Origin of the sequence: Streptomyces sp. NPDC003247, assembly GCF_042888135.1 — a bacterium.
GTDB lineage: Bacteria > Actinomycetota > Actinomycetes > Streptomycetales > Streptomycetaceae > Streptomyces.
Genome location: NZ_JBIAPF010000005.1, coordinates 223,025 through 236,349, shown reverse-complemented (window position 1 = coordinate 236,349; position 13,325 = coordinate 223,025). Strand labels below are relative to the sequence as shown.

Here is a 13,325-nt window from a genome sequence, read left to right as displayed (position 1 = left end):
CACGTCCTCGCGGGAGCGCTTCCTTCCACTGCCTGCGCGTGCCGGTGAGAAGACGATCACGAGCAGGACATCGGGGGTGCGCCGCCCGGCGGTCAGGGCGTGAGCAGCAGGCTGTCACCGCGCTCCTTGGCGGCCGCGTAGCGCTTGGCCCCGTCCTGGCAGTTGACGACCTGCCACATCGCCTCGATGAAGTCGACCTTCTGATTCTTGTACTGGAGGTGGAAGGCGTGCTCCCAGGCGTCGAAGACGAGGATCGGGGTGGAGCCCTGGCCGATGTTGCCCTGGTGGTCGTGAGACTGCTCGACGATCAGCCGGCCGCTGAGCGGCTCGTAGGCGAGGAGGCCCCAGCCGTAACCCTGAGTGGTGGCCGACGCCTTGGACAGCTGAGCCTTGAAGTGGGTGAACGAGCCGAAGGCGCCGGCGAGGGCGTCGGTGAGCTTGTTCGCGTCAGGACTGGCGGGGGCGGCCCGGCAGGTGTCGGCCCCGGCGTTCCTCGATCCACTGGGCGGCCTGTTCCGGGTCGGGAACCACCGCGACGCCCTCGGGCACGGGAGGCCTGCGCACCACGACCACGGGGATCCCCGCCTCGCGGGCGGCGATCAGTTTCGGTGCGGTGGCCGCTCCCCCGCTGTCCTTCGTCACGACGACGTCGATGCGGTGGCGGCGCAGCAGTTCGCGTTCGCCGTCGAGGGTGAAGGGACCGCGCTCCAGCAGCACGTCCATGTGGAGCGGGTACGGGGGCTCGGGAGCGTCGACGGACCGGACGAGGAACCGGAGACCGTCCGAGGCGGCGAAGGCGGCGAGGCCCATCCGCCCGGTGGTGAGGAACACGCGCCGGCCGAGGACGGGCAGCAGCCGCGCCGCGTGTTCCAGTGAATCGGCCTCGTGCCAGTCGTCGCCCTCGGCCGGGACCCAGCCTGGGCGGCGCAGGGCGAGCAGGGGGACACCGGCGGTGGCGGCGGCCCGCGCCGCGTGGAAACCGATCGTCCCGGCGAAGGGGTGGGTGGCGTCGACGAGCGCGTCGACCGCGTGCTCGCGCAGCCACGCCGTCAGCCCCTCCGCTCCGCCGAAGCCGCCGACGCGGACCCGGCCCGGAGGCAGTCGGGGGCTCGCGACCCGCCCGGCGAGGGAGCTGGTCAGTTCCAGGCCGGGAACGCCGTGGAGCAGCTCGGCGAGACGGCGGGCCTCCGTGGTCCCGCCGAGTATCAGTACGTGCACGCGAGTCCGGATCCGTTCAGGGGCAGTGATGCGCAGGGTGTCGTCGAGGCGAAGGGGAAGGCGACGGCGACGGGCGGTCGCAGTGCCCCACTCTGGCACATCGCGGATGACCGGCTCGTCGGGGCGGGCGGGCGTGGACCGGTCCGGGCGGTGGGCCGGTCCACGCCGGCGTCATGGGTGCGACAGGGGGACCGGCCACGCCGGGCCCCGAGGCGCCGGCGGCCCTCTCGCGGGGCCGCGTCGAACGGGGCAGGTGTGCGTGGACCGGCCGCCCGTGCCCGCCCGTGCCTACGGGGTCGGTCAGCCGTCGGCCAGGGTGAGCGTGAGGACCGGCGGACTGACGCTGTTCTCACGGGAGTTGAGGATCACCGCGAGCCCGGGAGCGTCCTCGGCGAGGGCCAGCGACACCCGTCCGCCGGCTTCCTGGACGACGTGGGCGGTCACGTCGAAGGTGAGGGTGGACTTGGTCGTGGTGGCGACGTCGCTCGACAGGGCCGTGCCCAGGGCGGGCTTGGTGTCCCAGGTGAGCCCGGACTCGGTCCACCCCGTGTCGGTCACCGCGTGCGCGGTGAGCGTGGCCGAGGTGCCGCCGGAGTCGGAGACATACCCGTACACCGAGAGGGTGGCGGCGGTGATCGTGCCGAGGACCGGCGAGGTGTCGAAGGTCAGGTAGGCCTGCCGGTTGTAGCCGCTGCCGCTCGCGTTCTTGATCACCAGGGTGGTCGCCGTCCCGTAGGCGGTGCCGGCGTACGACCCGTCGCGGACGTAGGCGTCGGCGACCGGTGCCAGCGCGGCCGAGGCCAGGGTGAAGGTCGCCTCCCGGGTGGTGCCGGCCGTGCCGGAGAGGTCGACGGACAGGGTGAGGACGGGCGAGGCGGAGGCGACGGTGATCGCGTCGTCCGCGTCGACCGGGGTGCCGGCCACCGAGAGGGTGACGGTGACCGTCCCCGAGGCCCGGGTGGGGTCGGAGATCCCGATCGTCAGCCGCCCCTCGTGCTGCCGGGTGATGACGGAACAGGGCGCCGAGACGGTGATGCCGCCCGCGCTGCCCGCGGCGAAGAAGTTGGCCGCGATCACCCCGCTCGTCTCGTCCCGGACCGCGTGCGCCACGGCGGTGTTCGCCAGGACCGTGACCGTGGGTGCGGCGGCCCGGGCCTCGGTCCGCGCACGGCTGAAGCCCGGCAGCAGCACGTAGGCGTAGGAGGCGGCCGAGGGCGCGGTGCCGTGCGGCAGGCAGAGGGAGACGTACTGCCGGGTGAGCTGTTCGGCCGTGCCGTTCAGGGTGTTGATGCCGCTCCAGGTACCGGTGCGGTCCGTACGGGCGGCCTGTACGGTGGCGCCGCCGGGGAAGAGGTAGCCGCCCACCCCCTCCAGGTGCGCCCAGGACGACACGGTCACGGTGTCCGACCAGCCGGCGGTACCGGACACGGTGGTGCCGTCCACGGTGAGCGCGTTGCCGCCGGACTCGTGCAGATTGCGGTTCTCCACGACCGTTACCACCTCGGCGCCGCTGCCCCCGGTGATCGCCGAGCCGACGCAGACCACCGCGTCGTCGAGCAGGAACCAGGACTTCCGCGCGGTCAGCGTGGACCCGTACTGCCGGAAGTCCATGCCCACACAGCCGTACGCGCCGGCCAGGCTCGCCCCGCCGCACCAGGTCGCGGCGGACCGGGTGCCGGTGCCGGCGCCGTCCGCGAGGGTGAGGGTGTCGACCGTGGTCCCGGGCAGCCGGTAGGGGTCGGCGGTGGGCCAGTAGCCGTCGGTGTGGTGGGTCAGGTCGGAGGCCAGGTAGAGGTAGCCCATGCCGTCGCCGGTGTGCCAGCCGTGGAGGTTCTCCCCGTTGATGCACTCGTAGCGCGCGGTCCGGGACGAGGACATGGCGAGGGCGTAGGCCCAGCCGTCCCTGCGGTGCACCACCCGGTCCATCGACGGGAACTGGACGTGTCCCTCGCCCTCCTCGGCCGCCGGCACCGAGGAGTCCTCCAGTACCGGGCGGGCCAGGGCGATCCCGGCGACGCTCGCGGTGGCCGCGAACGGCGCGACCGCCTCGCCCCGGGTGATCCAGCCCTTGGCCAGGCTCCGGAAGCGGGCGGCCTGTTCGGCGTCGGGCGCGGACTCGGCGGCGCGCAGCACCGACTGGGTGATCAGGTTGCCGTCGTAGAAGTCGGTTTCGGCGGGGCGGCTGATCGCCCGGCCGCGTACCGCGTCCATGCACAGCCCGTTCCACACCCAGGGCCGGAAGGCCGTGTCCACCGAGTCGAAGATGTGCGCGGTGGCCGGGTCGGTGACCGCCCAGTCGGAGCCGTCCGTCAGCTGGAACAGCACGCCGAGCCCGCGCAGCATCACCATGCCGTAGGTCCCGGTGTAGGGGATCCAGGTGTGCTGCACGAACGAGCCGTCGGCGTAGAGCCCGTCGCCCGAGGTGACGTACGGGAAGACGTCGGAGAGCGCGGCGACGGCGGCGCTCAGACGCTCGGAGTTCGCGCCGAGCACCCCGCGCAGGGCGACCACCTGGCAGAGGTCGACGCGGTTGGCTCCGGTGGAGGTGGTGCGGTCGGTGCCGTACCGGTTGAGGGTCGGGTCCGGCACGAAGTGGTCGACCGCGGCGAGCAGCGCGTCCAGCTGCGCGGTGGACAGCGACGGCCTCACCAGGACGGCGGCGTTGAGCAGGGCCTGGGGCGAACCGACCTCCCACTCCCACCAGTTGCCGGTCTCGGTGGTGGACGCGCCGTAGATCTCGGCGCACACGAAGTCCAGTCCGTCCACGATCGCCTGGCCGAGCGACGCGTTCTGGTACAGGGTGCGCCCGCTGCCGTCGGTGGCGGCCGTGCCCGGGGTGGCGTACGCCGTGGCCAGCGAGGCGAGTCGCTTGCTCGTGGTGGTCATGTTGGCCGGGGTGGTGAGGACGAGGGGGACGCCCGGCCAGAGGGAGGGGGTGGTGGAGTCCGGGGCGAGGGTGTTCCACAGGGTGGTGGCGGTGTCGGAGACGGCGGTCAGCGCGGTGGTGTAGGCGTCGTCGTCGGGGTCGATCGCGCCGCCGGTGAGGATCTCCGCCCACAGCAGGCGCAGGGTCTCGTACGGGTCGGAGGTGCCGGTGTCGTCGGCGTGGGCGGGTGCCGCGCCGGGGCCGAGGGGGAGGGCGCCGGCCAGACCGGCGAGCGCCAGCGCGGTGGCGGTGAGGAACCCCCGGCGGCCCAGGGGCGCGCCGGGGGACCCGACCGGGGATGTGGTGACCTGCGGGAGCTTTGCGGACACGGTGACACTCCGTTCGCGAGGCGTGGGATGTTCCGGGGGGGGGTGGCGGGCGGCGGGCGCGTGGAGGGGCGGACGGGGAGGGGAGGACGGGGAGGGGAGGAGACGTGGGACGGGGAGAGGGCCCGGGGAGACGGTCGCCCGGGAGAGGGGGCCGGCGGCGCGATCAGGAGCGGGTGGCGGGCTCCCGGGCCGGCCGGTCCAGCAGACGCAGCAGACGGGCGGTCTCCGTGGTGACCGCGTCCCGGCCCGCGCCGAGGTAGCGGCGGGGGTCCACGGAGCGGGGGTGGGCCTCCAGGTCCTCCCGGACGGCCCTGGTGAAGCGGGAGTTGAGATGAGTGGAGATGTTGATCTTCGTCATTCCGGCGGCGACCGCCGCCATCAGGCCCGCGTCACCGACCCCGGAGGAGCCGTGCAGGACCAGCGGCACCGGGACCGCCGCCCGCAGCACGCGGATCAGCGCGAAGTCGGGTGCCGCGTCCCGGGTGAGCATCGCGTGCGAGGTGCCGACGGCGACGGCCAGCCCGTCGACCCCGGTGGCGGCGACGAACGCGGCGGCCTCGGCCGGGTCGGTGCGCACACCGGGGGCGTGGGCGCCGTCCTTGCCGCCGATCTCGCCCAGTTCGGCCTCCACCCACACCCCGCGCCGGCGGCAGCGCTCGGCCAGGGCGGCGGTCGCGGCGACGTTCTCGGCGTAGGGCAGGGCGGAGGCGTCGTACATCACCGACGGGACGCCGAGCGCGACGGCCTCCTCGACCAGCGCGGGCGACACGGCGTGGTCGAGGTGGACCGAGACCGCGACCCGGGCGTCCTCGGCGGCGGAGAGCGCGGCACTGGCGAGCGGGCGCAGGGCACCGTGGTAGCGGACGGTGTTCTCGCTGATCTGGAGCACCACCGGGCACCCCGCCTCCTCGGCGGCGGCCACGATCGCGGTGACGTGTTCGAGCTGGATCACATTGAAGGCGCCGAGCCCGCGGCCCTCGGCGGCGGCCGTGGTGGCGAGCGTTCCGGTTCCCACGAGGGGCATGGGGATCTCCTGGTCCTTACGAGAGGGGCATGGCGGCCGAGTCGACGGCCGGGTCGGCGGCCGGGTCGGATACGGCGACCGCCGGTCCGGGCGGCGGGCCGCCGCGCGGCGTCACAGGGGACATCTCCGGGTCCTCCGGTCAGCCGAGGACGACGGAACGGGTCAGGCCGCGCGGCCGGTCCGGGTCCAGTCCGGCCGCCTCCGCCCGGGCCACGGCCAGCCGCTGGGCGCGGATCAGGTCGGCGAGCGGGTCGAGTCCGCCGGAGCGGACCAGGGCGGCGCCGGTGCGGGCGATGTCCTCGTCCAGTCCGGCGGGCACCTGCCCGAACACCCAGACGGCGCGGCCCGGGGCGGCGATGCTGATCGGGCCGTGGCGGTACTCCATCGCCGGGTAGCTCTCGGTCCAGGAGCCGGCCGCCTCCCGCATCTTCAGCGCGGCCTCGTCGGCGAGTCCGCAGGTCCAGCCGTCGCCGAGGAAGGTGAACTGCTCCGCCGCGACCAGCGCCGGGTCCACCGGTTCGAGCAGGGCGCCCCGGGCGTCCTCGACCGCCCGGCCGAGGTCCTCGCCGAGATGGGCGCGGAGCAGGGCGAGGGCGGTGGTCGCGAACCGGGTCTGCACGACGGACCGTTCGTCGGCGAACGGCAGCACCACGACCCGCCCCGCCGAGGCGGCGACCGGGGTGGCCCCGTCGGCGGTGATCGCGGTGACCGGCGTGGTGGCGCCACCGGTCCTGCCCGACTCCTCGATCAGCCGCAGGACTTCGGTGGTGGTGCCGGACCGGGTGAGGGCGAGGATCCGGTCGTAGCGGCGGCGGGCCGGGAACTGTGAGGCGGCGAAGGCGTCGGTCCGGCCGTGGCCGGCCTCCTCGCGCAGGACGGCGTAGGAACGCGCCATGTACAGCGAGGTGCCGCAGCCGATTACGGCGACGTCCTCGCCGGGCTGCGGCAGCGCGTCGGCGGCCTCCACGGCGGCCTCGGCGGCGCGCAGCCAGCACTCGGGCTGGGTGGCGATCTCGTCCAGGGTGTGCGACACGGGGGTTCCTTTCAGGAGGAGGACGACAGGGCGGCTCGTCCGGGCCGGGCGGGCAGGCGGCGGATGGACGGGTGCGGGAGGGAAGCAGGGAGCGGGCGGAGGTGCGTAGGCGGGAGGTGCTGCGGAGCGGCCTGCGGGCGTACGGCGGGGCGGCCGGGCAGGGCGGGTGTACGGCGGGGTGTGCGGGCAGGCCGGGCCTGCGGGCGTACGACGGGATGTGCGGGCAGGGCGGTCACGCGGGCGTACGGCGAGGTGGGCGGGCGGGGCGGAGTGGGCGTACGGCGGCACGCGGCGGTACGCCGGTCTAGGTCCTGTCGTCCGGTGTCGTCGGGGCGTCGGCCCGGAGCCCCAGGGCCCGCGCGGTCCGTGCCGGCGCCTCGGGCAGCGCGGGGATGTCCGGGCACCAGCGCCGCTCCCGCTCCCGCTCCCGCTCCAGGCCGAGGTGGCCCGGGTGGCCCACCCCCGCGAGGGCCACCGGTACGGCGTCCAGCGGGACCGCGCCGGGGCCGGGGAGGTCCGCGCCCGGCAAGCCCCGGACGCCCGCCGCCCCGGCACCGGCCGCCGGCTCGGCCGGCTCGGCCAGCGCGGGCGGCGCGGGCGGCGCGGCCAGCGCGGGCGGCTCAGCCAGCACGGGCGGCTCAGCCAGCACGGGCGGCTCAGCCAGCACGGCCAGCGCGGCCAGCGCGGGCGGCTCAGCCAGCACGGGCGGCTCGGCCAGCACGGCCTGCACGCTCGGCGCACGGAAGCACGCCACGTCGGTCAGGGTGTCGTCGGCGACCCGGACGGACGCGGCCGGCCGCAGGGGCCGTGCCCCGGTGTCCCGCGGCAGGGCGGTGAGTCGGGCTCGTTCGGCGGGTGGGGAGGTGGGGGTGAGCAGGTTCTCGGGCGGGTCGCGGCGCGGTTCCGCCGCGGTGCGGCCGGGGGCGCGGGCCGGCCGGGTCGCCTCCCGGACGCCGGCGTCGGGGCGGCCGAGCGTGCCGGACTCCGGTTCCCGGGGGACGGCGGCCCCTTCGGTGGGCTCAGCCAACGGGCACCTCCACCGGACCGCCGAGGACCTGGCGTTCCCCGGTGGCGCAGGCGGCGTACACGGCCTCGACGGTCCGGACGACCCGGCGGCCGTAGGCGGCGGTGACCGCGCAGGGCCGTTCCCCGCGCACCGCCCCGGCGAAGGCCGTGAGCTGGTCGCGGAAGGCGACCGGGACGTCGTCCTCGGACTCGGCGGCCAGCAGCACGGGGGCGGAGCCGTCGTCGGGGTGGAGCCGGGTGCCGACGCCGCGGGAGACGAGGAGGGTGCCGCGTTCGCCGATCAGGGTGAGTTCGTCGCGGGGCGGCAGCAGGGCGCTGGTGACGGTGATGTGGCCGGCCGTCCCGTCGGCCAGCTCCAGCCGGGCCAGGACGTCGGTCTCCACGGGCAGCCCGCCCCGGGTCGCGGCGGTGGCGGTGACCGCGACCGCGCGGCTGCCGGTGAGCCACAGCAGCCGGTCCACGCAGTGGGTGCCGATGTTGATGAACACGCCGCCGCCGGAGACGGCCGGGTCGAAGAACCAGGCGGGGCGGCTGCCGGGGCGGTAGTCGGTGGCGCGCCAGTCGTGGACGGCGAGGATCCTGCCGATCGCGCCCGCGTCGACGGCGGCCTTGGCGGCGGCCACGGGCGGCAGGAAGTGCTGGATGTGGCCGACGACCAGCAGTACGCCGGCGGCCTCGCAGGCGGCCTCCATCAGGGCGCAGTCCTCGGCGTTGGTCGCCATCGGCTTCTCGACCAGCACGTGCAGTCCGGCCCCGGCGGCGTCGGTGACGATGCCGGTGTGCAGGGCGTGGGGGGTGTTGACGACGACGGCGTCCACCAGCCCGGAGGCGATGAGCGCGCGGTGGTCGGTGAAGACGGGGGCGTCCAGGGGGCCGGCCACGCGGCGGGCGGTGCCGGCGTCGAGGTCGCAGACCGCGGTGACCCGCACGCCGGGGGTGGCGGCGGCCGCGTCGGCGTGCAGGACGCCGACGGCGCCCGCGCCGATCAGGCCGAGCCGGATGTCGGTCACGGGGTGCTCTCCTCGAGGGTCGGAGCCGGTGGCGGGGCGGGCGTCTCGACGGCGGCCGCGCCGGTACCGGAGGGGGTGAGTGCGGCCCGGGCGGCGGCGGCCGCCGCTCCGCAGGACTGCCGGACGGTGATGGTGGGGCGGAGCAGGACCCGGCCGCCGGGCCGGGCGGGGTCGTCGAGGCGCCGCAGCAGGGTCCGGGCGGCGATCCGGCCCAGCTGTTCCTTGGGCGGCGCGACCGCGGTGAGCGGCAGGTCGGCGAGGTCGGCGATCTCGTCGTCGTAGGCGACCAGGGCGAGGCCGCCGGGGACGGTGAGGCCGGCCCGGCGGGCGGCGGCGAGCAGCAGGGCGGCCTGCCGGTCGCCGAAGCAGACGGCGGCGGTGGCGCCGGCCGCGCGCAACGCGGCCAGGCAGCGGTCGGCCACCGCCGGACTCCACTCCTGGCGGGCGGCGCGGAACTCGGTGCTGCTCGCGCCGAGTTCGCGTACGGCCTGGTGGAATCCGTCGGCCACCGGGCCGGTGGTGGGGCTGAAGTCGCGCAGCACCAGGCCGAGCCGGCGGTGGCCGAGGGCGGCGAGGTGGCGGACGGCGTCGTAGGCGCCGGCCTCGTGGTGGGTGCAGACGGAGGTGTTGGTGTCGGCGAGGGAGGTGGCCCGGCGTTCGACGAGGACCGTCGGCACCGGCATCGCGGCCAGCCGGGCCAGACAGTCGGCGGCCGGTACGGGGCCGTTGAGGGTGGGGACGACGAGCAGCCCGTCGACGCCCGCGTCCAGCATGTCCCGCAGGTCCTCGGCCTCGCGGGCCTGGTCGTAGCCGGAGCAGGCGAACAGCAGCCGGGCACCGGCGGCGGACAGGGTCTCCTCGATGCCGTGCAGGACCTTCGGGTAGTAGAACGCGGTGTCGGGGACGATCACGCCGACCAGGGCCCGGCCCGGGGCGGGCGTGTTCGGCGGCACCACGAAGGTGCCGGAGCCCTGGCGCCGTACCACCAGTCCCTCGGCGACCAGTTCGTCCACGGCGCGGCGCACGGTGGAGACCGAGGTGCCGCTGGTGTGGGCGAGTTCCTTCTCGGTGGGCAGCCGGGAGTCGGCCGGCCAGACGCCCTGGAGGAGCCGCTGCCGCAGTTCGGCGGCGAGCCGGCGGAACTTCAGGTCGCGGGTCGCGCTGTCGGTGTTCACGGTCGTCGGTCCCCCCGGGGTGCGGCTCACTTGACGGAGCCGACGGTCATTCCCTCGATGATCCGTCGGCCCAGCCAGATGTAGGCGGCGAGCACCGGAAGGATCACGATGGCGACTCCGGCGAACAGGCCGCCCCAGTCGGCGCCGTTGTACTGCATCTGCTGGAGCAGTCCGAGGAGGGCGAGGGACAGGGTCTGGTGGTCGGTGCTCTGGACGAAGACCAGCGCGAAGACGGTCTCGCCCCAGTGCTGGATGACGTTGAGGATCAGCACGGTGACCAGTCCGCCGCGCGCCAGCGGCAGCATGACCTGCCAGAAGGTGCGGAAGGGGGACGCGCCGTCGAGGGCGGCGGCCTCCTCCAGTTCGACGGGGAGGGTGGTGAAGAAGCCGGTGAGGAAGAACACCGCGAACGGCAGCGAGGTCGCCACGTAGACCACGATCAGCCCGAACAGGCTGTCGACCAGCTGGAGCTGGTTCATGACGACGAACAGCGGCAGCATCACCACCTGGGCCGGGATGCCGAGACCGAGCGCGAAGAACAGGGTGAACGGTCCGCTCAGGCGGGTGGTGACCCGGCTGAGGACGTACGCGGCGGGCGCGGCCAGCAGCACGGTGAGGACGGCGGTGCCGCCGACCACGGCCACGGTGTTGGCGGCGGCCCGGCCGAACAGCCCGCCCGTCCACGCGCGGGCGTAGTTGTCCCAGTGGAAGGTGGCCGGGAGGGCCCAGGGGGAGCTGAAGATGTCGTCGGCGCTCTTCACCGAGGACAGCAGCAGCCACAGTCCCGTCAGCACGTTGAAGGCGGCGAACAGCCACACCAGGGGGACTCCGGCGACACGGCCCACGGTGAGGCGGCGCAGCCGGCGGGTGAGCGGGCCGGGGCTCCGGCCGGGACTGACGACGGCCATCGGGGGGACCTCCGTGAGGGCGGGACGCGGACGTGGGGGCGGGATGCGGACGTGAGGGCGGGAGCGGGAACGGGCCGGGGTCAGAACTGCACGGTGTCGCGGCGCATGACCCGGCGGATGAGGACGACGAGCACGCCGACCAGGGCGAGCATCACCACGGCGCTCGCGGCGGCGGAGCCGTAGCGGGGGACGCCGCCGGAGGCGAAGGCCTCGCCGTAGGTGTAGAGGGCGGTGTTCCAGACGCCGGTGTCGGGCATCTGGCCGGCGGCGCCGGCGAAGGCGTAGATGAACTCGAAGACCTTGACCGCGGAGATGGTCCACAGCACGGCGCACACCCCGACCACGTCCCACATCAGCGGGAGGGTGACGTGCCGGAACTTCTGCAGCGCGTTGGCGCCGGCCAGTTCGCAGTCCTCGTACAGCTCGGGCGGGATCTGGTCGACGGCGGCCATCAGGATGGTGGTGTAGAAGCCGGTCGACGTCCACACCAGGCCGACCATGATGACGGAGAACAGGTGTTCCTGGCCGAGCCAGTTGGGCGGGTCGTCGACGCCCGCCAGCCGGGCGACGGCGTCGACCAGGCCGTCGCTCTGGAACAGGAACCCCCACAGGATCGCCAGCACCACGCTGGGCACGATGTTGGGGAAGAACAGGATCGACCGGGCCGCCTTGCGGCCCTTCATGTCGCGCAGGAACATCGTCAGCACGAACGAGACCAGGAAGGTCAGCCCGCCCACACCGAGGATGATCCACAGAGTGTTGGCGAAGGCGTGGTGGAACGTCGGGTCCTGGAACATGCGGCGGTAGTTGTCCAGGCCGACGAAGGTCATCGGGCCCGCGCCCGCCCACTCGTTGAGGCTGAGCCACAGCGTGTACAGCGAGGGTCCGGCGAAGAAGACGACGTAGACCCCGGCGGCCGGCAGCAGCAGCGGCCAGAACAGCCGGCGGCGGCGGGCGGTCAGGGGGCTGGGCCGGCCCTCCGCCCGGACGGGGGCGGGGCGCCGTCCGGTGCGGGCGCGGCCGGGCGCGGTGACCCGGGCGGTGTCGGTGGCGCTCACGCGGCCGTCTTCCAGTAGCCCGCGGAGTCGTCGGCCAGTTTCTGCGCGAAGGCCTTCGCGGTGAGGCCGCCGGTGAGGAAGGTGGTGTTCAGCGGCTGGAACACCTTGGTGTACCACTCGGCCGCGGTCTCCTTCACACCGTCCAGCGTCTTGACGACGTCGCGCGACTCCAGGGCCTTCTGCGCGTCGGCGAGTTCGGCGGGAGCGGCGATGTCGGCGCGCGGGGTGAGGTTCTTGGCCTTGGTGGAGATGCCCTCCAGGTGCTTCTTGGCGAAGAAGTAGGCGAGGAACTTCTGCGCGGCGGCGGCGTTGCGCGCCTTCTTCGGGATGGAGAAACCGATCAGGGAGATGTCCTGGGAGGCGTCCCCGCCCGAGGTGAACGCCGGGAACGGGAAGGACCGGTAGGTGAAGCCGGAGCCCGCGAACTCCGCGGTCTCGCTCGGCGCGAAGGTGCCCAGCAGCAGGAAGTCCGACCTGCCCTTGGCCCACTTCTGCTGCACGGCCGGCCACTTGGAGCCGTCGTAGCCCTTGGTTGGTGAAGTCGCCGCCGGCGACCAGGTCCTCGATCCTCGACAGGGCCGCCACGAAGCCGTCGGCCTTCAGCAGCGCGCCGCTCCGGTCGGTGGCCGCCTTGCCGAACGCGCCGGGGCCGAGGCCGCGCAGGACCGCGTAGTACGTCCAGTAGGCGGCGTAATCGGCGATGTCACCGTCCAGGGCGAGCGGGCCGTCACCGCGCCTGCGGCGCCGGACGGCCAGCAGCTCGGCGAAGTCGTCCCAGGTGGCCGGGGGGTTGGCGGCGACATCGGGCAGGGCGTGGCCGTCGTACCAGATCTGGGTGGTGACCACCTCGTACGGCAGTTGCCACAGGACGCCGTCGGTGGTGTTCAGGTCGCGGTACTTGGCCGGGACGACGCCGCCGACGGTGTTGCCGCTCTCGCCGTGGACGGCGAGGTCGAGCACGGGGCCGAGGTCGAGGGCCTGGCCGGTCGCGTACAACTGGGCGTAGGCGAACCGGTCGGCGGAGTCGACCAGGTCGGCCGGGACGTTGGAGGTGTTCAGGGTCGGTGCGAGCTGCTGGACGACCTGGCGGCCCTTCCACTCCACGCTCACCTCGACCCCGGTGTCCTCGGTGAACCGGTCGATCGCCGCCCGCAGGACGTCGGCCTGCGGTTCGTCCTGCTTCCACATGGACCAGTAGGTGAACGAGGAGGAGCCGTCCCCGGAGGCCGAGGAGCCGTTGCCGCAGCCGGTGGCCAGCCCGGCCGTGGCGGCGAGGGCGGTCCCTAGGACGGAACGCCGGCTGAGGGAACGGGCGACGAGGGGGCTCCGGCCGAGGGGCCGGCCGTGCTCCCGGGTGACCGCGGGCGTTCTTTCAGCGAACATGGGCGCGCTCCTGTGGTGGTGGCCGGTGATGGCCTGAAGCGAGAGGAGGAATGACCAAATGATTGGTTCCGGTCCATCGGGCAGTCAACGGGAGTTATCCGTAATGAATTGCGTATGACTCCGCGATCATGCCGGTGCATTCGGACCGCTCTCCCCACTCGTCACACTGCGGCGTCCAATGCAGTGCCCCATTCATATTGCTGAAACAGTTGACTGGGAGACTGCTTCGCGCCAA

10 protein-coding genes and 3 pseudogenes are annotated in these 13,325 nt (G+C 74.2%); 1 reads left to right on the top strand and 12 read right to left on the bottom strand.

Translation table 11 applies throughout. The annotated features are described in order from the left end of the window. Positions 1-92 precede the first annotated feature (92 nt). From ACFYWQ_RS18605 to ACFYWQ_RS18550, 12 genes and pseudogenes are all read right to left on the bottom strand, one after another. Positions 93-440: pseudogene (locus ACFYWQ_RS18605) on the bottom strand (Fe-Mn family superoxide dismutase); the annotation flags it as partial. Positions 441-447: 7 nt separating this feature from the next. Next, entirely contained in the window at positions 448-1,218 is a 771-nt protein-coding gene (locus tag ACFYWQ_RS18600; protein ID WP_389517806.1) for a cobalt-precorrin-6A reductase, read from the bottom strand. Positions 1,219-1,518: 300 nt separating this feature from the next. Continuing rightward, positions 1,519-4,473: a polysaccharide lyase family 8 super-sandwich domain-containing protein gene (locus ACFYWQ_RS18595; RefSeq protein ID WP_389517804.1), complete on the bottom strand. Its 2,955-nt coding sequence runs from the start codon at positions 4,471-4,473 to the stop codon at positions 1,519-1,521. Between the two features lie 163 nt (positions 4,474-4,636). Then, complete coding sequence (locus tag ACFYWQ_RS18590) at positions 4,637-5,497, bottom strand: class II fructose-bisphosphate aldolase (RefSeq protein WP_389517802.1); 861 nt, start codon at positions 5,495-5,497, stop codon at positions 4,637-4,639. 139 nt (positions 5,498-5,636) lie between these two features. Next, a complete protein-coding gene (locus tag ACFYWQ_RS18585) occupies positions 5,637-6,530 on the bottom strand; it encodes an SIS domain-containing protein (protein WP_389517800.1) in 894 nt (297 codons plus the stop codon). A 304-nt stretch (positions 6,531-6,834) separates the two neighbouring features. Then, positions 6,835-7,557, bottom strand: coding sequence for a hypothetical protein (locus ACFYWQ_RS18580; protein WP_389517798.1), 723 nt, complete (start codon positions 7,555-7,557; stop codon positions 6,835-6,837). Next, complete coding sequence (locus ACFYWQ_RS18575; protein ID WP_389517796.1) at positions 7,550-8,566, bottom strand: Gfo/Idh/MocA family protein; 1,017 nt, start codon at positions 8,564-8,566, stop codon at positions 7,550-7,552. The genes ACFYWQ_RS18580 and ACFYWQ_RS18575 overlap by 8 nt, the downstream gene beginning before the upstream one ends. Continuing rightward, positions 8,563-9,741, bottom strand: coding sequence for a LacI family DNA-binding transcriptional regulator (locus tag ACFYWQ_RS18570; RefSeq protein ID WP_389517794.1), 1,179 nt, complete (start codon positions 9,739-9,741; stop codon positions 8,563-8,565). Before ACFYWQ_RS18570 ends, ACFYWQ_RS18575 begins: the two co-directional genes overlap by 4 nt. Before the next feature lie 26 nt (positions 9,742-9,767). After that, positions 9,768-10,649, bottom strand: a complete 882-nt coding sequence (locus ACFYWQ_RS18565; RefSeq protein WP_389517792.1) for a carbohydrate ABC transporter permease — start codon at positions 10,647-10,649, stop codon at positions 9,768-9,770. An 80-nt stretch (positions 10,650-10,729) separates the two neighbouring features. Beyond that, complete coding sequence (locus ACFYWQ_RS18560; protein ID WP_389518322.1) at positions 10,730-11,707, bottom strand: carbohydrate ABC transporter permease; 978 nt, start codon at positions 11,705-11,707, stop codon at positions 10,730-10,732. Next, positions 11,704-12,225: pseudogene (locus ACFYWQ_RS18555) on the bottom strand (extracellular solute-binding protein); the annotation flags it as partial. The gene ACFYWQ_RS18560 and the pseudogene ACFYWQ_RS18555, both read right to left, overlap by 4 nt. Positions 12,226-12,295: 70 nt before the next feature. After that, positions 12,296-12,811, bottom strand: a pseudogene (locus ACFYWQ_RS18550) (extracellular solute-binding protein); the annotation flags it as partial. Here ACFYWQ_RS18550 and ACFYWQ_RS18545 point away from each other — a divergent pair. Then, positions 12,759-12,905, top strand: coding sequence for a hypothetical protein (locus ACFYWQ_RS18545; RefSeq protein WP_389518353.1), 147 nt, complete (start codon positions 12,759-12,761; stop codon positions 12,903-12,905). The pseudogene ACFYWQ_RS18550 and the gene ACFYWQ_RS18545 overlap by 53 nt on opposite strands. Positions 12,906-13,325: the final 420 nt, after the last annotated feature.

Bases quoted from the DNA above. Each gene is read 5' to 3' on its own strand.
- ACFYWQ_RS18565 (WP_389517792.1), bottom strand. From the start codon at position 10,649: ATGGCCGTCGTCAGTCCCGGCCGGAGCCCCGGCCCGCTCACCCGCCGG.
- ACFYWQ_RS18590 (WP_389517802.1), bottom strand. From the start codon at position 5,497: ATGCCCCTCGTGGGAACCGGAACGCTCGCCACCACGGCCGCCGCCGAG.